Below are 18669 nucleotides of genomic sequence, written 5' to 3' on the forward strand. Positions count from 1 at the left end.
AAAACGCCAAACACGCAAACTTTTTCTACGTCCCAAGAAGTTTCTGCTTCAATCAGTTATAGTAATTCTCATGGGGCAGTATTGTTTTATATTTATGACCAAAATCCGCTTGTCAGCAACGGGGGAGTGTCTGATTCTGTAAAATCAAATGTACCTGCGCTTGATGCAGCTTATACTAACGACAGCGGCGTATATACCGGCACTTTGCATTTGCCTGCATATTTGGAAAATGCCTACATTCTAGCAGAAACTCCAAACGGCACAAGGCTTATGAAGGGAAGCATTTCGAATGGAACATTAACTGTTAAAGACACGGAAAATTCCATCCAGACTGTAAGTATGATTTCAACAAAATCTCCAACTTTATTCGCTTACGATGCAAACCGTTTCTCTGTCCTTGGCTGGAACAATGCTTTAGGCACTTATGATGACCACACAGGTATTGTGAATTACAAAAATACCCCCGGCGCATCCCTAGTATCTTCTACAGATATTACTACGCTGGTAGACATAGCAAACGGAACAATGAATATCAGTAAGACTCTTAGCGATATTTACAGAACCCAGGAAGACCTTCTTACTTCCGCAGACAACACAGAAGTAACCCTGATGGTTATTATGGGCAATACTTGCTGGAACAGTCCCGTAGGTTATTATTATTACGAGAATGGGCACCAGCCTGCAACACTTTCTGATACAAAGATTTATACTATTGTTCCAAATGCACAGGTTAGTTGGGATGACGGATACCATAAATCCTATCCGCAAGCATTGTGGATTGGAGATTATATTCAGTTGAAGTACTACGGATTAGATGGAACAAAGGCCGGAACGACCAAATTCCCTAAAGATATCAGAATAGGTTTTGTACTTGCTACAAATATGTGGAATACATATTATAACCATGCCAAAGATTATTATAATAAGCAAGGTAAAGTTTACTATGGATGCTCCACTCCCGCAACAGCCGGGACAGGGTTCAGCACAACGCGTAAAACACACACTGCAATGTTTAGGGATGAACATTATCCAAACGATATCATCATAGGGTTTGAGGACTACAGTAATGACCAGAATTTTGATGACATAGTATTTGCACTTACTTCCAACCCTGCAATTACAAATGTTCCAACTATAAATACACCAGGTACGCTTGCATCAGTAAGCAGATACGGTTTCTATGCATTTGAAGACTTGTGGCCTAAATCCGGAGACTTTGACATGAATGATGTTATGGCGGATTACAAGTACACCAAATACTTCAACAACAAAAATAAGATTACAAAAGAACAGTTCTCTTTTACTCTATATCAGAATGTTGCAAGCTATCAAGATGGTATCGGACTTATGTTTGATAAAGTTCCTAGTAATGCAACCATTACTGCCACAAAGAATGGCGCTCCCGTAACTTTAACACAGGAACAAAACGGTCAGGTTATATTGTTAACAGATAATGTTAAAGTCTGACATTGGTTCTACATTTGTAGTGACGCTGGATTATGGAAGCAATTCTAATAAGAGCGTTAGCAATGAATCCACTATTAACCCTTTCATTTACAGGTCAGAAAGCATGATACCTGGAATTACAGCAACAGCGGGAAAGAGATGGGAAGTTCATTTGCCAATGAAGGTCCCGACAGCTCTTGTTGACCCTGTTTATTTTGGGACAAATCAGGATTGCTCTGTTCCAAAAAGCAAAGTTTATTACGTCCTTAATTCCGGAGGTTATTTCCCGTTTGCCTTCTACTTGGAGAACGCAACTGTTAGCGATATGGCACCTCTTCTGAACGCTGCAAATGAGAGTTCCCAGATTAGTTTGCTTTATCCTTACTTCTCCGCTTGGGCAAAGGATAACACAGTCCACAGGGATTGGTATAAGACAACTAAATAACATATTTGCAATTGCACTTTGAGTCCCGCATAGAATTGAACTATTTGAAAATTTTGGAAAACGATATATACACGATATGTTAAACATTAAGAATATTGTCCTAACGGGCACGGTGATATCATCTCTTATATTTGCTGCCGGCTGCGTTAAAAACAGTACCGGTATCAGCGAGAATAAGACGCCAAACACGCAGACATTTTCAACGGTTCAAACTGTTTCTGCTACAATAAGTTACAGCAATTCAAACGGGAAAGTGCTGTTTCATGTTTACGACAAGAATCCTCTTGTAAGCAAAGGAGATGCAGCAAATTCAGTTGATGCAACTATTCCCGCCCTGGACGCCGCCTACACAAATGAAAAAGGAGTGTTCAGCGGAAAACTTCATTTGCCTGCATACGCGGAGACTGTTTACGTGGTAGCAGATACGCCTAACGGAACAAGACTAATGAAAGGCTCTGTAAATAACGGCGTTCTTAGTGTTTCAGATAAAGAGAATGCCGTAGAGGCAGTCAGCCTGCTTTCCACTAAATCAACAAGATACGCTTATGACGCCAACCGTTTTGCAGTCCTTGGCTGGCATGATGTTCTGGGTACTTATGATGACCACACAGGAATTGTCAATTACAAGAATCTTCCGGGTGCTACTTTAACATCCACAACAGATGTTACAACTTTGGTTAATATCGCTAACAGCACAATGAACATAGACAAGACGCTGGGAGAGATATATAGAACTCAGGAAGACCTTCTTACAGCAGCTGATAATACGGAAATTACCATGATGGTTATCATGGGCAGTACTTGCTGGAACAGCCCTATAGGATATTATTATTATCAGAATGGTCATCAGCCTGCTAAACTAGCTGATACAAAGGTATATACAATAGTCCCTAACTCCCAAATAAAATGGTCCAGCGGCAATTTGGAATCATATCCGCAAGCATTGTGGATTGGGGATTATATTCAGTTAATGTACTATGGATTAGACGGAACAGCGGCCGGAACCACTAAATTCCCTAAGGATATTAGAATTGGATTTGTTTTGGCTACAAACATGTGGAACACGTACATTACCGGATTCCCGGGCGATACATACACAAACAACGGAAAAGTTTTCTATGCCTGCTCAACTCCGGCAACCCCGGACACCGGCTTTAGCACAAAGCGCAAGACACAGACCGCGATGTTCAGAGATGAGAATTATCCAAATGATATCATAGTTGGCTTTGAGGACCACTTCAATGACCAAAATTTTGATGATATTGTATTTGCCCTTACATCAAATCCCGCAATTACAAATGTACCTATCGTGAACTCAACAGGTACGCTTGCAACTCTGGAAAGGTCTGGTTTCTACGCATTTGAAGATTTGTGGCCTAAGAGCGGAGACTTTGACATGAATGACGTAATGGCTGATTACAAGTACACAAAGTACTTCAACAATAGCAATAAAATTGTAAAGGAAACTTTCTCTTTCACTCTGTATCAGAATGCTGCATCATACCAGGATGGACTTGGGCTAATGTTTGATTCAGCTCCTGCCGTCGCAACTATCACTGCTACAAAGAATGGTGCAACTCTCAATGCGACAAAAGAACAGGGCGGACAGGTTGTCCTTCTAACAGATAATGTGAAGAGCGATATTGGCTCAACCTTCGTAGTTACAGTTGATTACGGCAGCAGCTCAACTAAAGATGTAACAAATGAATCATCTATTAATCCTTTTATATACAGATCAGAAAGCATGTTGCCGGGAATAACTGCCACTGCGGGCAAGAGATGGGAAGTTCATTTGCCTATGAAGGTCCCGACAGCTTTGGTTGATCCCGTTTATTTTGGAACAAATCAGGATTGTTCAGTCCCTGCCAGCAACATTTATTATGTTCTTAATTTAGGCGGCTACTATCCATTTGCTTTCTACTTGGAAAATGCAAAGATTAGCGATATGGCCCCTCTATTGAGCAAATCAAATGAGTCGGCAGAGATTAGTTTGCTATACCCTTATTTCTCTGCATGGGCTAGAGATAATTCAGTCCATAAGGATTGGTATAAAACAACAAGATAAAATTTGACGCAGTATTTACCTCTTAACACCGTTAATTATTTAACAGCGTTGGTGGTTTATACAACGAATTTGTTGCAATTTGTACAAATTATAAAAGAATAATTACTACTTTTAGGAAAGTTTTTGTACGTTTGCGACCCCAAAAAAATACCTGTCGGGAGACAACAGGTGTGGTTAAGAAAAATATTAAAATATGATACAGAATATGTTTAAGTTAAAAAATGTCGTCCTCACGGGCGCAATGTTTTTATTCATCGCAGCCGGTACCAGCTGCGTGAAAAATAATTCTGGCAGCAGCACCCCAGACGATCCTAACACTCAGACTTATGCTACAAGCCAAACTGTAACAGCTACTATTTCATATAGTTCTAACGCCGGAGAAACCTTGTTTTATGTTTATGATCAAAATCCAATCAAAAATAACGGAAGCAACGTTGGCTCCTTGGATACTACAATTCCGGCATTGGATGCCGCATTCACAGATGAAAATGGCATTTACTCAGGCAAACTTCACCTGCCTGCTTACGCAAGCACGGTATATATTGTTGCTAACACACCCGGAGTTGTAAGAGTTTTGAAGGGAACCGTTTCTAACGGAACTCTAACCGTCAGCGACGCAGATGCTACAAATGCAGTAGCTTCATTAGCTTCATCTACAAAAGCCCCGTCAAAGGCTACAAAGTATGGAACTGACATGTCACGTTTTGCAAAGCTTGGTTGGCATGATGATTTAGGAACTTATGATGCAACTACAGGCATTGCATCCTATACAAATGACCCTTCAATTTCTTTGGTATCAACTACAACTCAGAAGAAATTAAAAAAGATTGCAAATAGCGTATTTAGCATAAACTCCAAATTATCAAATATTTACCGTACCCAGGAAGATTTGCTTACCGGAGAGGATAACACAGAGCTAACATTAATGGTTATCATGGGTCAGACTTGCTGGAACAACCCTGTTGGCTATTACTATTATGAAGATGGTAAGCAACCAGCAAGCATAAAGGATTGCAGAGTCTATACAATTTTCCCTAACAGCCAGGTTGAATGGAGTCTGTCTGGTTATGAGGCATACCCTAAGGCTCTTAAAATTGGTGATAAAGTTCAGCTGAAATATTTTGGCCTGGACGGAACTTCCGCTCCAACTACCAAATTTCCAAAGGGTTTGAGAATTGGTTTTGTGCTGGCTAATAATATGTGGAATCTGTATTTCAACGGATTTGCAGATTATTATGACACACACAGCCAGAAAGTATTTTACGCATGTTCAACCCCTGCAACCGCGGGAACAGGCTGGAGCACAACGCTTACTACACATACTGCATACTTCAGAGATGAATCATATCCTAATGATATAATCATGGGATTTGAGGATAGAAATGATGATGAGAACTTTGAAGACGTTGTATTTGCACTTACTTCTAATCCTGCAATTACTAATGTCCCAACAGTTAATGGTTCAGGTACTATTGCGACTATGAGCAGATACGGGTTCTACGCATTTGAGGATTTGTGGCCTAAGACAGGAGACTTTGATATGAATGACGTAATGTCTGAATATGTTTATACAAAGACATTTAACTACTCAGATAAAATCACTAAGGAGCAGTTCTCTTTCACACTTTATCCTAACAGCAAAACAACTCTTAAGAACGGCATAGGCTTTATGTTTAATACTGTTCCTTCCGGTGCAACTATTTCAGTTACAAAGGATGGCGCCGCTGTTACTGCAAACACAGAGGAGAGCGGAAAGGTTGTTCTTCTTACAGATGATGTTGCAAGCAGCATTGGTTCAGCCGCATCTACAACTTACGTTGTAACAGTTAATTATGGCAGCGGATCTACAAAGACTGTAAGTGACGAGAGTTCAATTAATGCATTTATCTACAGAGCAAGCGCTAATGATGCAAGCAAGAGATGGGAACTTCATACTCCAATGAACGCGCCTACAAGCTTAATGGATTACTCTTACTTTGGAACACAACAAGATTGCTCCGTTCCGGGAAGCGGAATATATTACGTTTTGAATTCAGGCGGCTACTATCCATTTGCATTCTATTTGGAAAATGCAACAACAACAGATATGGCTAAGCTTCTGGATGTCAGCTACAGCGAGACTAAGCAAATCAGCTTGCTGTTCCCTTACTTCTCTGCTTGGGCAAAAGATAATTCAGTCCATAAAGATTGGTATAAGACTACAAGTTCCAACTAATAACGGAATTTGAAATAGCATAAAAAAAGGGTGGCCAAACGGTCACCCTTTTTTTGTCCGGACAACACGTTCTATTCTCATTACTCCAAAACCCTACATGTTAAAACCTATAAGACGAGCGGCACAGCCGCGACCAGATGTTCCCAAGGCAGAAGGCCCGCGACCGTAGGGAGCGTGCCTTTCCGCGGCGGTAGCCGCGTAGACCACGATGCAATGCGCTGCCTTGTAGCGCATTGCTCTGCATGCGAACAAAGTGAGCATGCAAAAGCGCATTGCTCAGCAGGCCCCTCTGGAGGGGGTGCCAAAATCGGCCTCCTGCGCTCTGTGGATAGGTTTTGCAATGTTGTGCCACAACCTTGCAAAACCTTACACGCGTATCTAATGCACCTTGGTCATCACCACGTTCACCGGAACAGAAAATCCATCCGGCTCTTCCGGTTCGCCTACGATATAAGTCCTTACGCCCTCTCCATTCTGCGGATACCATAAAAGTTTCTCATCTCCGGCCTTTGTGGAGAGCAGTTGAACATATCCGCCACTCTCAAACTTTTTATAAGTTAGATCGTCAAAATCCAAGCCAATACATCTCGCATGCCCTCCATACATATGAATTGGAAAAGACATTCTTTCCCGCCACCCCAATTGCTGCCATTCTAACTGATTATAACACTTCCCTTTCATTTTATCCAATGCATCCAAAATCACATTGGAATTTTTAGTGTAACAATAACTGCCATAAATAATTATCCCGCTGGGGCCATTGCTTCCAATCACTCTTTTTAATTGAATGGTAAATACCTCATGCGTTGTCGGATTCTCATATCTCCATGTCCCTTCATAAACAGATGCAGAATCCTTATAAGACAAGGAGCTCTGCGCATTTGCGCTTAATCCGCACAATAACATCATACCCAGTACAACTATTATCTTTTTCATAACGGCAGCATGTTTTTTTATCCCGACAGTTTATTTATGGGTCATGTCCAACGTTTTTGGAACTATCGTGAATCAAATTTAAGTAAACTTTCTTTTTTCTGGAACAACCTTCTATACAGACACATCTAGAGGCTATTTTAAAAACCGCGTAGGAGGCACTTAGATTTGGGTTTTTGACAATATGTTGATTCACATAAAGTTAAGCGATTTGATTTTTCCGATTTTTGATTTTAACGATGCGTTAACACGCACACCATCAATCAATTAACAAAAACCCAAATCCAGACCCTTCTGAGCGACATTTTGCAAACATTTGTAAATCAATCTTTTTTGCAAAGTTGTGGCACAACCAATATCCCATAAATAAAAAGGGTGGCCAAACGGTCACCCTTTTTTATTCAGTAGCGCGATCCAGGATTGAACTGGAGACCTCATGATTATGAATCATGCGCTCTAACCAGCTGAGCTACCGCGCCCCTTGTATTTTACAAGATTTGTTGAGATATCAGGATTTGAACCCGAACCGGGAGAGCCAGAATCTCCTGTGCTGCCAATTACACCATATCTCAGTTTGATATGCGCTTTTGAAGAACGTTTCCTCAAAGGCGGGCACAAAAGTACATAATTTTATTTTGCTCGCAAAATAAAATTACGTACTCATATTTTGCGCCACAAAGCGGCGCAAAATTCTGTGGTTTACGCGGCTACCGCCGCGGAGATACACGCGCTCCGCGCGGGCCTGCGGCCTTATTATCATTACTTCAAGATTTTACATATAAAAATCTATAAGACGAGCGGTAAGACCGCGAGTCCTGGCACGGAGTGCGCTTAACCACAAGGCATTAGCTTGTGCGAGAGATTATCACTACAGCATACGCGGCGGTACCCTCTTCCCGGCCGATGTAGCCGGCACCTTCTGTGGTAGTAGCCTTTATTGATACTCTGTCGGGAGCTACATCAAGAACATTTGCAAGAGTTTTACGCATCTTAACCACGTAAGGGGCAATTTTAGGCTTCTGCAAAAGAAGTGTAACATCCGCATTTACAAGGTGATAGCCACGTTCTGTTATCATTTTGTATGTGCGCTCCAGCAAAATTTTGCTGTCAATACCCTTAAATTCATCCGAGGTATCGGGGAAATGCTGGCCAATATCCCCAAGCGCAAGGGCTCCTAAAAGAGCGTCGCAAAGGGCATGAATTATCACATCCCCGTCAGAATGTGCAATACAACCTTTTGTGTGTTCAATTTTTACGCCGCCAAGAACCAGCGGCAGCCCGGGAGCCAGCAGATGGACATCATATCCGTTGCCAATACGTATTTCCATAATTGTCAGAGTTATGTAGCAGGCTGTAAATTTACGCTTTTTATTCTATCTTTGCGTGAAACAGATAATCATTATGGGACTTAAATTTTTTCACATGCCGGCACATAGGGTTTTTGATTACAAACCCCTATACTATGATCCAAAGACAGAAGCAATGGATGAAGCAAGGAAAAGCGCGGAGAGCCAGGATAAAGGAAAATATGTTCCGGGCCAAATTATCCACGGTGGTTTCAGACAAATGAAATTTACCTCACGCAAAAGCGAGGGTTCAAGCAACGGATATACCCGTGCAAGAAGGTATGTTGTTTATCTTCTGTTAATTGCGATAATGGTGGCGCTTCTTTATTTTGGACAGGTTTTTGCTAAACTTATAGCATTGTACAAATAATCAAATGCTTAAGGTTCTACCAGACTACATATATAATCTTATTGCCGCAGGAGAAGTGATTCAGCGACCTGCATCTGTTGTGAAGGAGCTGCTGGAAAATTCCGCGGATGCCGGCGCACAGTCTATTATGCTGGTTATCAATGATTGCGGAAGGACCCTTATCCAGGTGATTGATGATGGCTGCGGCATGACGGAAGAGGAGTCTAAGATTTGTTTTTTGAGTCATGCAACTTCCAAAATTGATACAGCGGAGGATCTGGAACACATTACAACGTTTGGCTTTAGGGGAGAGGCGCTTGCGTCTATAGCTGCCTGCGCAGATGTAACTCTTAAGACCAGGAAAAGAGGGGAAGATATTGGTACAGAGGTACATATTGCTGCCTCCACTTTAGACAAAACAGAGAAAGTTTCTTGTCCTGAAGGTTGCAATATTGCAGTAAGAAATATTTTTTACAATATTCCTGCCCGCAGAAAGTTCTTAAAATCAGATAATTCAGAATACAAGCAAATAATCTCGGAATTTATAAGAGTTGCCCTTACAAGGCTGGACCTTGAATTTAAACTTATTAGCAATTCCAGAGAGGCAATGCACCTTACTCCAGTCAAGAATTTAAAACAAAGGATTGCGCAAATCAGCGGGCTTTCTGCGGTTAAGCAATTAATTGATTTAAAGATTGATACAAGAGTGGTGAAAATCAGCGGCTATGTTGGGAATCCGGAATCTGCAAAGAAAACACAGACAAACCAGTACTTCTTTGCAAACGGAAGATTTTTCCGCAATGCGTTTTTGCGCAAGGCTTTGCTGCAGGGATATTCTAATCTTATTCCCGATGGGGACACTCCTTCATTTTTTGTTTTCTTTGAGGTTGAGCCGGGGGAACTGGATGTAAATATCCATCCGTCCAAGACTGAAATCAAGTTTGAAAATGAGCGGGTTATATTTGAAATTTTAGAGGCTTCAGTAAAAGAGGCTATTGGGAAAAATGCTTTTGCTCCCACGATAGATTTTGATAATGAAGGGGTTCCGCAGGAGATATCCACAAAGGACGGGTTCACAATGTCCAAAGAGGAGAGAGAAAAATTCAGAACAGGAGGATTTCACGCGCCGCTGAAAACTATGACCCTTTGTTTAATCCCTTTGACACAGAGAGTTCCGCCTCCGGCAAAAAAGAGTCAGGTGTCCCGGGAACTATTGGCGTCATGCAGGGAGAACAAATTGTTGGCGAGGGAGGAGAAAAAAAGTTTCTTCAAATCAAGGGAGATTTTCTTGTGACGGCATCGGACAATGGCTTGCTGCTCATTGATATACAAAGAGCATACGGTAAAATTGCATATGAGAAATATCTGAGTTCTCTAGTACACGCCAAACCCGCCATACAAGAGGAACTGTTCCCTAAAACGGTTGATATGGACCATGCATCTTTCTCTGTATTAATGAGTAACACAGAAAGATTAAAATCTTTAGGGTTTGATATAAGAGAATTTGGGAAGGATTGTATTCTTGTTTACGGCACTCCTTCTGACTTCAACGGGGAAAAAATTAACATAGAAGATTTTATTGCCAATCTTGCGGAGGAGCTGGAGGATGAAGAAAATCAGGCTGAAAACGGAGATGGGCAAAATGATAGATTTGATATTAAATTCAGAGAGAAAATAGCGCTTGATGCCATAAGGCATTCTAATTTTTCTTTGAAATCCGCAATGACTGACATGGAGGCTAATGCTCTGGTTAATGAGCTGTTAGCATGTAAAGACCCTGCAATTTATCCGCTAGGAGGTTATTGCATGACAACTGTCACCGCAGATGAATTAAAAAAGAAATTATTATGAGTTATTATAGCAATTCAGGAGGATGGTGGAGCAGAATTCCGCCGGTTGTAAAAAATCTGATAATCATAAACGTTATTATGTTTATTGCAACGCTCATCATTGGCAATCCAATGTACGAGAAGTTATCCCTGTTCCATTTTCAAAGCCCCTATTTCCGTCCGTATCAGCTAATTACGCACATGTTCATGCATGGCGGCTTCTGGCATATTTTCTTTAATATGTACACTTTGTTTTTCTTTGGCTGCATATTGGAGAACGTGTGGGGCGGTAAAAAATTCATGCTGTTTTATCTTGTAACGGGTTTGGGAGCGGCGCTTTGCCACAGCGGAGTTTTGTTTCTGCAAAGCCAGCATATTCTTCACACTTTAGGATATGCATCTGCTGCACAGGCAATGCACGCAATTGGCTTTAATAGTGTAAGCCAAGCATTTGAGGCTCTTCAGAATCCGGAAATTTTAAGGAGCATGAGCCCTGCGGTTTATGCAAAAGCAAATGCCCTTGTGCCATATTTCCAAAGTCTTAATGTACCAACCGTAGGAGCATCCGGAGCTATATACGGACTGCTGCTGGCATACGGAATGTTATTCCCAAACAATCAGCTGCAGTTAATCTTCCCTATCCCTATTGCTCTAAAAGCCAAATGGTTTGTAATGATATTCGGCGCAATAGAATTAATAACCGGAGTTACCGGAATGGGAGGAAATGTTGCTCACTTTGCCCACCTGGGAGGAATGTTGTTTGGCTATTTTATGATAGTTTATTGGAAGAAAAAAGGAAAAATGTACTATTAATATCTGTCGCGACAGATATAAAAAAGAATGATACCGGCTTATTATTCAGATAGAAAGGAGAGGAAAAGGAAAACTCCTTTGTTCTTTGGAGTTTCATACAGGCTTATTTTGATTATTGCAGCAGCCTGCATGGCTCTCTCATACATAGCCGTTTACGTTAATCCGTCAAAATTTGCGGTGCCTCTGTTTTTTGGACTTTATTTTATCCCAATCCTGATAATTAATTTTATTCTTCTGCTAATTGCGCTGATATGGAGAAGCAAGAGCGCGTGGATTCCGATTGTGGTTTTGCTTCCCTCACTTTTGTATGCAGAATCTTTTTTTAAAATCGCAAACAACAAAGAGATTCAGAGAGAGGGAATTAAGCTGAAGATTGAGACGTACAATACAGGAATGTTCTCATCCTCAAGACAGGCTCACAGCAGGACTTTTGTCATCAAAATGATTGAAAGGCAGGTGAAGCGCAACAACCCTGATATTGTCTGCCTGCAGGAGGCTTTTTTAGAGAATAAAGATCAGGTCAGAGAAGTTTTCCCGGATTATAAATATCGCGTTTACCATTTGTTCAAAGTTAAGAACGGACATTTTTTTGGAAACATTATTTTAAGCAAGTTTAAAATAAATGACGGAGGCCGCATAAGTTTCCATCACAGCACCAATCTTGCAATTTACGCAGACATAGACCATTACGGCAAGATGATAAGAATTTATGATAATCATCTGGAATCCTATAACGTCTCATTTACCTCTCTTGTTCAGCGTCTGGGACATGAACGCAGAAGTAACCAGGAAGAGTTCACCAGCGATCTTATAAATGTCCACGCAAAAGTAAAAGGCACGGTAATACGCAGGTCGAACCAGGTAAACATCATAGCTGGACACATCAAGAGAAGTCCCTATCCTGCAATTATTTGCGGAGATTTCAATGACACGCCGATGTCATACGCATATCACATGTTGTCAAAAGATAGAAAAGACAGTTTTAGAGAATCCGGAAAAGGGTTTGCCGCAACATTTTCTTACTTGTGGCCGCTGCTGAGAATAGACTATGTTTTGTTTCCGGCCGATTTTGAAAGCATAAGCCATACTACTATAAAATCCTCTATGTCAGACCATTTCCCTGTTGTAGCAGAGCTGATTATTTAATGCTCACCGTCCTGCTCAAATCGGGATTGACATTTATGTTTACGGAAATATGACCCTCCGGCAGAATTGATTCTATTTTCTCCGGCCACTCAATTAGACACAATCCGTTGCCGGCAAAATACTCCTCCACTCCAACATCATAAGCCTCTTGCAGCTTGTTAATCCTGTAAAAATCAAAATGATATATCGGGAAGCCTTTTGCGGAAGCATACTCATTTATGATTGTAAAAGTTGGACTATTCACATTATCCTTGACACCAAGCGCTCTGCAAATTGCCTTGATAAACGTGGTCTTCCCCGCCCCCATTGAGCCGTAAAAAGCAAAAATATTGCTTTGCAAATCTGATTCTGATATAAACTTTATAAACTCTTCCGCAGCTCTGTCTATGTCTGCAAGAGTCTTAATCTCAATTATTTTCTTAATGTCAGCCATAATTTTTCTGTCCCGACAGATTATTTTTCAAACTCGTTTTGCGGAATTGCATAGCAATTGCCCTCTTTATCTTTGCCTATATAATCCTCCTCATTCACCTGGCAAATCCCGTCGGGAGTAAGAATATACAAATACACAAAGCCCATGCAAAGATGAGGGTGCATCAGCTTGTCGCCTGCAAAATCGCTGACTTCCTGCATATTAACTCCATTCCACTGTACGGCGTTTAAAATCTTTCCTTTATAGTTAAACGGCTTAATCATTATAACTTGATTACTATGTGCTTCTTATACAACCAATAAGCCATTGCGGTAAATACCGCTACGTAGCAAAGGGCAAACAGCAAAGAAGAGATATTATTGCTCTTACCTATAAGTCCCACACATACATATTGATAGAACCATGACAGTACTGAAAAATTCCTTGGGCCAACAGCTCCGCTTGTTAAAGTTGTAACTGACGTCCAATGAATCATCATTCCAAGAATCTTTACAAAGAACGCCGCCATTACAAATGCAAATAACGGATTCATTCCCAATGCTCTAAACGGAGTGAACGCCTTTACTTTTCCTTTAACATCTATGAAGTAGATAAAGAACGCCAGCATAATAATTGCCCAGCCTCCTGCATAAAGGACATAAGAGCCTGTCCATAAAGCCTTTATAATTGGCTCCCAAATGCTGATGATTAAACCCAGAGCAAGGCAAATCAGGCCGATAGTGTATAACTGCGTTACTACCTTTATTTTATCCTGCGCCTTCCTTACAAGGTTGCCAATCATAAAGCCTAAAAGAACTGTGCATGAACCGGTTAAGATTCCAAGCAAACCCTCGGGGTCAAACGGGAATCCTTCTCCGTGATACACATGGCTCTCTCCAACTACTTTAATATCAATCATTCCGGAACCCTGGCCGGCAGCTGAAAATATTCCTTTTGCTCCATTAACCATTGGAGATGAAGCATCTCCGGTGATTGCAAGAATTATCCATTCAGCCGCAATAAGCAAAGCCATTGTCGGTATTATTTTCTTTGGTTCTTTAAGCCACAACGCCAGCAGTCCGCCAACCATATAGCAGAATCCGATTCTTATCAGCACTCCAAATAATCTGATGTGCTGCAGATAATTCATATAATTTTCATGACAGTTCAGAACCGGATTTGGATTCAACGGATAGAACGGGAATGCATTAAGTGCCAGACCTACAAGTATTATCAGCAATCCTCTTTTTATAAGTTTTCTTACGCTTTTTCCCGACAGGCTCTCATTGTATTTGGCAAATGAGAAGGCCATCGCGGCTCCTACCACAAACAGGAAAAACGGAAACACCAAATCTGTTGGTGTGCAGCCCGCCCATAATGCGTGCCTTAACGGAGGAAATACATGCGCCCAGCTCCCGGGGTTGTTTACGGTTATCATTCCGGCTACTGTCATGCCCCTAAGGACATCCAGTGCAATGTAACGTTGTGTTTTTACCTGTTCCATATAATGCAAAATACTGACTTCTAGTCGGTTTGCAACAGTCCGCCGCAGCCGGCTCAGCCGCAGCCGATCCCTTTTGCTTTAGCAAAATTAGGGGAGGCGAGGATGGATAAGGCGAGACGGAGCTGTGCAACCGACTAGTGCAAAAGTAGTGAATTTTATGGTACATTTGTGATATGGAACTGTTTTACTCCAAGAACATAACCGGCAGCAAGATTATTTTGCCGGAAGACGAGACAAGACATTGCGTTAAAGTGCTGAGAAACAAGCCTGGAGATACTGTTTATGTAATTGACGGAGAGGGAGGGCTTTACAGGTGCAAATTGCTGAGCGCGGGGAAAGAAGCCGAGTGTGAAATAGCAGAAAAATCTGTCGGGATAGGGAAAAGAAATTATTCACTCACGATGGCTGTCTGCCCCACAAAAAACATTGAGAGGTATGAGTGGTTTTTGGAGAAGGCTACCGAGTTTGGAATTGATAAACTGGTTCCGCTTATCTCCGAACATTCTATAAGAACCCGCATAAAAAAAGAGCGGCTGGAAGCTATTGCACTCTCCGCAACCAAACAATCTTTAAAAGCGTATTTACCTGTTATTGAGGATGAAATGAGTGTTGCAGATTTTCTGAAAACACAGAAAGGTTCAGATGCAATTAAGCTTATAGCACATTGTGAAGAGGCGGAGAAGATTTCTTTACGCAGCGCACTTAACAATGGAGATTGCTTAGGCAATGCAATGTCAGGCAATGCCAATGCAGGCAATTCAGACGATAAGAGTTGCGGCAAACCTAAAATTACAATAATGATTGGACCGGAGGGAGATTTTTCAAAGAAAGAAATTGAGCTGGCCGCAGATGCCGGATTCTCTGCAATTACCTTGGGGACAGCACGTTTAAGAGTTGAGACTGCGGCGCTGGCAGCAGTAACTGAAGTTTATTTTTCAAAATCATGAAAGAGCAATATTCATACAAATGCAGTCCCGCAATGGACAAGCAAATTAAACTGGCGGTTGATGTATTAAAAAAGGGAGGCACCATTCTTTATCCTACAGATACTATCTGGGGCCTGGGTTGCGATGCCACTAATGCAGAGGCAGTTGCAAAGATTTTTGAAATTAAGAAACGGGCGGAGAGCAAGAGTTTGGTTACCCTTGTTAATGACATGGATATGATTGGCCGCTACATCAAAGAGATTCCGCAAGTTGCAATTGAGCTGCTGGAAGTGAATGATGCTCCAATGACTATTATTTACCCCGGCGCCATGGGACTTGCAAAAAACGTGGTAGCGGAAGACGGAACTGTCGGGATAAGAATACCAAACAATGAATTTTGCAAACAGCTTATTTTCAGACTGCACAGGCCTATAGTTTCTACCTCTGCAAATATTTCCGGAGAACCGGCTCCGCAATCTTTCAAAGAAATTCCGGAAGAGATTAAAAATTCCGTGGACTTGATTGTTGACAAATCCATGGAAGAAAATTCTACCCATCAAGCATCACAGATTATCAAGGTCGGTCTCAAGGGAGAGGTTACCGTTATCAGAAAATAATCTCTGAGGAAACATTACAATTATCAAAAAGTAATCTCTCAGGAAAAGTCTATGTACATAGGATTAATATCAGATACTCACGGATTGTTTGACAATGAGCTTTGCAAGTTCCTGGAACCTGTAGAACAGATTTGGCACGCTGGAGATTTTGGCAATGAGCGCACGCTGGATGAGATTGCTGCATTTAAGCCATTGATAGGCGTTTACGGGAATTGCGATGATTGGGACGTGAGAGAAAAAGTGCCGCTGTATCAATCTTTTAATGCCGGCGGCAAGAAAATTTTGATGACGCACATTGGCGGATTTCCCGGGAGATATGATTACAATGCTTTCAAATTAATAGAAGAAATAAAGCCCGATATTTTTGTCTGCGGACACTCGCATATCTTGCGTGTAATGAACGACAAAAAGAGGAACATGATGGTTCTTAATCCCGGTGCTGCAGGCGTAATGGGCTTTCACACAGTGCGTACCGCCCTCAGATTCAAAATTGAAAACGGTGAGCTCAAGGACCTGGAGCTTGGGCAGTGGGAGCGGAAAGTGTAGGGCTGCCTATTCTAGCCGGTCATTGCAGCGGAACTGGATGGCAGCGGCTATGTGCTCTATGGAAATATTTCTTTCTCCCGACAGGTCAGCTATTGTCCTTGCTATCTTTAAGATGCGGCTGTACCCTCTTGCTGAAATTTTTAATTTCTGAATGATATTCCTCAAGTAAATCTGCTCCTTCTGGCTTAATCCGCAGTAGTAATTCAGCTTAGAAGGAGGAATCTGCGAGTTGGTAAAAAACTTCTCATTTTTATACCGTTCAAATTGCATCTCCCTTGCAGCCAAAACACGCGCGGCAATTTTTTCACTTGGTTCCGCCTGCGCGCTCCCTATAATTTCTCCAGGCTTTACCTGCTTGACATTCAAGTGAATATCAATCCTATCATAAACGGGGCCCGATACCCTTCCGCGGTAGCGCATTATTGCGGAGGAAGAACATGTGCACTTCCCCGGATCATCATAAATAAAACCGCAAGGGCAAGGATTCATTGCTGCAACAAACATAAAACGCGCAGGGTAAACATACTTCGTCTTCACTCTGCTCACCTGAATAACACCATCTTCCAGCGGCTGCCTCAGCACATCAATTGATTGCCTGCCAAACTCCGCAAACTCATCTGCAAACAAAACTCCGTTGTGAGCAAGCGAGATTTCTCCCGGCATTCCGCTGGCTCCCCCTCCAACAAGCGCGGGGACTGTTATAGTATGATGAGGTGCGCGGAACGGTCTTGTACGCATAAGCCCGTTTGTCGCATCAAACTGACCTGCAATAGAATATATCTTGCTGGTCTCTATCGCCTCCTCTTTTTCCATAGGCGGAAGGATGGACGGAATGCACTTTGCCATAAAAGTTTTTCCGCAGCCGGGGCTCCCCACCATCAGCACATTATGTCCGCCGGCCGCGGCGATTTCCAATCCTTTTTTTGCAGTGTCCTGTCCCTTGACATCAGCAAAATCATAATCAAATTTTTTTATTTCTCCCGACGGATAATCTCCATCCTCCAATATTTTAACAACCTTATCTGCAGCAGTTTCCGGAGATTTAAGAATCTCAATTATATCCCCGATATTCTCCGCTCCAAAAACGGTTATGCCGTCAATTTCCGCCCCCTCCATTGCAGAAGCTGTCGGGAGTATACAACCCTTAAAACCTTGCTGAGCCGCATGAATTATTATTGGCAGCGCCCCTTGCACAGGACGCAAAGTTCCATCAAGAGCAAGCTCCCCCATTATGAAAAAATCGCTAAGACAATCAACATCCAATTGCCCTGATGCACAGATGATTCCAATTGCAATGGCAGCATCAAATGCAGAACCCGTCTTATGGATATTGGCGGGCGCCATGTTGATAACAATCTTTTTTCCGGGTATGCGAAAGCCGTAATGACTTAACGCACTGCCGATTCTCTGCTGGCTCTCCTTAACGGCACTATCGGGAAGACCAACAAGAAAAAATTGAATTCCATCAGTCACCTCAACCTCAACTGTTACCGTCACCGCTTCCAGTCCGCTCCCGCTGGCGCAAAAAACTTTACACAACATAATACTTCCTCAAAATTATTTTACACGCCGCAATATATTGAGCAGCACTATCAAAACAGATCCAATTGATAAAAACAGCACCATTTACTTTTTTGCTCCAATGCGTGAAAAATGAACAATCGTAAATTCAAAGCAAATTGATACAAAAGATTCATGTAGAATAAAAACCATCAGTCTCATTTGGACTAAATAGTGTCACGATTTGGCACAAGTCTTTTGTACATTTGTGCAGATTTTTAAACTTAAGAATATGGTTACCAGTTTATTTTCAAAATGTGTCTGGATGCTTGGCGCAATATACCATGCCAAAAAAATTTCCTATTCTGAACTGAATAAAATGTACGAGGAAAAATTCAAAGAGAAATTACCTTTGAGAACTTTTCATAATCACAAGGACGCTATTGAGGAGGATTTTGGCGTTAAGATAAAATGCGATAGAAAAAACGGTTTCAAATATTACCTTGCTAACGTAGAAAATTTGAAAAACGGAGAACTTGGAAAACTCATCCAAGAAATATTGCAGGATTACAAATAG

17 protein-coding genes, 2 tRNA genes and 1 pseudogene are annotated in these 18669 nt (G+C 41.7%); 12 read left to right on the top strand and 8 right to left on the bottom strand.

All coding sequences use genetic code 11. The features are described 5' to 3' along the window. Positions 1-882: 882 nt before the first annotated feature. From LKM37_01880 to LKM37_01890, 3 genes and pseudogenes are all read left to right on the top strand, one after another. Positions 883-1891: pseudogene (locus LKM37_01880) on the top strand (LruC domain-containing protein). A gap of 76 nt (positions 1892-1967) precedes the next feature. Further along, the gene (locus LKM37_01885) at positions 1968-3956 is read left to right on the top strand and encodes an LruC domain-containing protein (GenBank protein MCI1719765.1); all 1989 of its coding nucleotides are present in this window, start codon (positions 1968-1970) and stop codon (positions 3954-3956) included. A gap of 193 nt (positions 3957-4149) precedes the next feature. Continuing rightward, the gene (locus LKM37_01890) at positions 4150-6171 is read left to right on the top strand and encodes an LruC domain-containing protein (protein MCI1719766.1); all 2022 of its coding nucleotides are present in this window, start codon (positions 4150-4152) and stop codon (positions 6169-6171) included. Positions 6172-6549: 378 nt separating this feature from the next. Here LKM37_01890 and LKM37_01895 read toward each other — a convergent pair whose 3' ends face one another. The 4 genes from LKM37_01895 to ispF form a co-directional block, all read right to left on the bottom strand. Further along, the gene (locus tag LKM37_01895) at positions 6550-7107 is read right to left on the bottom strand and encodes a hypothetical protein (GenBank protein MCI1719767.1); all 558 of its coding nucleotides are present in this window, start codon (positions 7105-7107) and stop codon (positions 6550-6552) included. 402 nt (positions 7108-7509) lie between these two features. Then, positions 7510-7583, bottom strand: a tRNA-Met gene (locus LKM37_01900). Between the two features lie 21 nt (positions 7584-7604). Next, positions 7605-7676: transfer RNA gene (locus LKM37_01905), tRNA-Gln, on the bottom strand. A gap of 273 nt (positions 7677-7949) precedes the next feature. Continuing rightward, positions 7950-8432 carry a 2-C-methyl-D-erythritol 2,4-cyclodiphosphate synthase gene (ispF, locus tag LKM37_01910; GenBank protein MCI1719768.1) on the bottom strand — a complete coding sequence of 161 codons (483 nt, stop codon included), beginning with the start codon at positions 8430-8432 and terminating at the stop codon, positions 7950-7952. Between the two features lie 73 nt (positions 8433-8505). On the opposite strand from ispF, the gene LKM37_01915 reads away from it, so the two are divergent. From LKM37_01915 to LKM37_01935, 5 genes are read left to right on the top strand one after another with little or no spacing between them, the layout of a single operon-like run. After that, entirely contained in the window at positions 8506-8820 is a 315-nt protein-coding gene (locus LKM37_01915; GenBank protein ID MCI1719769.1) for a hypothetical protein, read from the top strand. Between the two features lie 4 nt (positions 8821-8824). After that, complete coding sequence (gene mutL, locus LKM37_01920; protein ID MCI1719770.1) at positions 8825-10093, top strand: DNA mismatch repair endonuclease MutL; 1269 nt, start codon at positions 8825-8827, stop codon at positions 10091-10093. Continuing rightward, complete coding sequence (locus LKM37_01925; protein ID MCI1719771.1) at positions 10021-10650, top strand: hypothetical protein; 630 nt, start codon at positions 10021-10023, stop codon at positions 10648-10650. Before mutL ends, LKM37_01925 begins: the two co-directional genes overlap by 73 nt. Beyond that, positions 10647-11441, top strand: a complete 795-nt coding sequence (locus tag LKM37_01930) for a rhomboid family intramembrane serine protease (GenBank protein ID MCI1719772.1) — start codon at positions 10647-10649, stop codon at positions 11439-11441. Before LKM37_01925 ends, LKM37_01930 begins: the two co-directional genes overlap by 4 nt. A gap of 27 nt (positions 11442-11468) precedes the next feature. Then, positions 11469-12587 (top strand): endonuclease/exonuclease/phosphatase family protein, encoded by a 1119-nt coding sequence (locus LKM37_01935; protein MCI1719773.1) that lies wholly within the window; start codon positions 11469-11471, stop codon positions 12585-12587. Here LKM37_01935 and tsaE read toward each other — a convergent pair. Genes tsaE through LKM37_01950 form a run of 3 tightly spaced genes read right to left on the bottom strand, consistent with a single transcriptional unit; the run spans position 12580 to position 14503 of the window. Then, the gene (gene tsaE, locus LKM37_01940; GenBank protein ID MCI1719774.1) at positions 12580-13020 is read right to left on the bottom strand and encodes a tRNA (adenosine(37)-N6)-threonylcarbamoyltransferase complex ATPase subunit type 1 TsaE; all 441 of its coding nucleotides are present in this window, start codon (positions 13018-13020) and stop codon (positions 12580-12582) included. The two genes, LKM37_01935 and tsaE, sit on opposite strands and share 8 nt — an antisense overlap. Positions 13021-13040: 20 nt before the next feature. Further along, the gene (locus tag LKM37_01945) at positions 13041-13283 is read right to left on the bottom strand and encodes a hypothetical protein (protein ID MCI1719775.1); all 243 of its coding nucleotides are present in this window, start codon (positions 13281-13283) and stop codon (positions 13041-13043) included. Continuing rightward, a complete protein-coding gene (locus LKM37_01950) occupies positions 13283-14503 on the bottom strand; it encodes a heparan-alpha-glucosaminide N-acetyltransferase domain-containing protein (GenBank protein MCI1719776.1) in 1221 nt (406 codons plus the stop codon). Before LKM37_01950 ends, LKM37_01945 begins: the two co-directional genes overlap by 1 nt. A 173-nt stretch (positions 14504-14676) precedes the next feature. Here LKM37_01950 and LKM37_01955 point away from each other — a divergent pair, with 173 nt between their 5' ends. Genes LKM37_01955 through LKM37_01965 form a run of 3 tightly spaced genes read left to right on the top strand, consistent with a single transcriptional unit; the run spans position 14677 to position 16592 of the window. Next, a complete protein-coding gene (locus tag LKM37_01955; GenBank protein ID MCI1719777.1) occupies positions 14677-15450 on the top strand; it encodes a 16S rRNA (uracil(1498)-N(3))-methyltransferase in 774 nt (257 codons plus the stop codon). Further along, the gene (locus LKM37_01960; GenBank protein MCI1719778.1) at positions 15447-16046 is read left to right on the top strand and encodes a threonylcarbamoyl-AMP synthase; all 600 of its coding nucleotides are present in this window, start codon (positions 15447-15449) and stop codon (positions 16044-16046) included. The genes LKM37_01955 and LKM37_01960 overlap by 4 nt, the downstream gene beginning before the upstream one ends. Positions 16047-16097: 51 nt before the next feature. After that, on the top strand, positions 16098-16592 hold the full coding sequence (locus tag LKM37_01965; protein ID MCI1719779.1) for a metallophosphatase family protein: 495 nt from the start codon (positions 16098-16100) through the stop codon (positions 16590-16592). 6 nt (positions 16593-16598) lie between these two features. On the opposite strand, the gene LKM37_01970 is transcribed toward LKM37_01965, so the two are convergent. Next, the gene (locus tag LKM37_01970) at positions 16599-18134 is read right to left on the bottom strand and encodes a YifB family Mg chelatase-like AAA ATPase (protein MCI1719780.1); all 1536 of its coding nucleotides are present in this window, start codon (positions 18132-18134) and stop codon (positions 16599-16601) included. 250 nt (positions 18135-18384) lie between these two features. Here LKM37_01970 and LKM37_01975 point away from each other — a divergent pair, with 250 nt between their 5' ends. Then, positions 18385-18669 (top strand): hypothetical protein, encoded by a 285-nt coding sequence (locus LKM37_01975; protein MCI1719781.1) that lies wholly within the window; start codon positions 18385-18387, stop codon positions 18667-18669.

Source organism: Bacteroidales bacterium (genome assembly GCA_022647615.1).
GTDB lineage: Bacteria > Bacteroidota > Bacteroidia > Bacteroidales > UBA932 > Egerieousia.

What these genes read in the sequence shown, in the direction of transcription:
- LKM37_01895 (MCI1719767.1), bottom strand. Translation starts at nt 7,107, where the DNA reads ATGAAAAAGATAATAGTTGTACTGGGTATGATGTTATTGTGCGGATTA.
- LKM37_01890 (MCI1719766.1), top strand. Translation starts at nt 4,150, where the DNA reads ATGATACAGAATATGTTTAAGTTAAAAAATGTCGTCCTCACGGGCGCA.
- LKM37_01955 (MCI1719777.1), top strand. Translation starts at nt 14,677, where the DNA reads ATGGAACTGTTTTACTCCAAGAACATAACCGGCAGCAAGATTATTTTG.
- LKM37_01930 (MCI1719772.1), top strand. Translation starts at nt 10,647, where the DNA reads ATGAGTTATTATAGCAATTCAGGAGGATGGTGGAGCAGAATTCCGCCG.
- LKM37_01970 (MCI1719780.1), bottom strand. Translation starts at nt 18,134, where the DNA reads ATGTTGTGTAAAGTTTTTTGCGCCAGCGGGAGCGGACTGGAAGCGGTG.
- LKM37_01935 (MCI1719773.1), top strand. Translation starts at nt 11,469, where the DNA reads ATGATACCGGCTTATTATTCAGATAGAAAGGAGAGGAAAAGGAAAACT.
- LKM37_01960 (MCI1719778.1), top strand. Translation starts at nt 15,447, where the DNA reads ATGAAAGAGCAATATTCATACAAATGCAGTCCCGCAATGGACAAGCAA.
- LKM37_01885 (MCI1719765.1), top strand. Translation starts at nt 1,968, where the DNA reads ATGTTAAACATTAAGAATATTGTCCTAACGGGCACGGTGATATCATCT.
- ispF (MCI1719768.1), bottom strand. Translation starts at nt 8,432, where the DNA reads ATGGAAATACGTATTGGCAACGGATATGATGTCCATCTGCTGGCTCCC.
- LKM37_01965 (MCI1719779.1), top strand. Translation starts at nt 16,098, where the DNA reads ATGTACATAGGATTAATATCAGATACTCACGGATTGTTTGACAATGAG.
- LKM37_01915 (MCI1719769.1), top strand. Translation starts at nt 8,506, where the DNA reads ATGGGACTTAAATTTTTTCACATGCCGGCACATAGGGTTTTTGATTAC.
- LKM37_01950 (MCI1719776.1), bottom strand. Translation starts at nt 14,503, where the DNA reads ATGGAACAGGTAAAAACACAACGTTACATTGCACTGGATGTCCTTAGG.
- LKM37_01945 (MCI1719775.1), bottom strand. Translation starts at nt 13,283, where the DNA reads ATGATTAAGCCGTTTAACTATAAAGGAAAGATTTTAAACGCCGTACAG.
- mutL (MCI1719770.1), top strand. Translation starts at nt 8,825, where the DNA reads ATGCTTAAGGTTCTACCAGACTACATATATAATCTTATTGCCGCAGGA.
- LKM37_01925 (MCI1719771.1), top strand. Translation starts at nt 10,021, where the DNA reads ATGCAGGGAGAACAAATTGTTGGCGAGGGAGGAGAAAAAAAGTTTCTT.
- tsaE (MCI1719774.1), bottom strand. Translation starts at nt 13,020, where the DNA reads ATGGCTGACATTAAGAAAATAATTGAGATTAAGACTCTTGCAGACATA.
- LKM37_01975 (MCI1719781.1), top strand. Translation starts at nt 18,385, where the DNA reads ATGGTTACCAGTTTATTTTCAAAATGTGTCTGGATGCTTGGCGCAATA.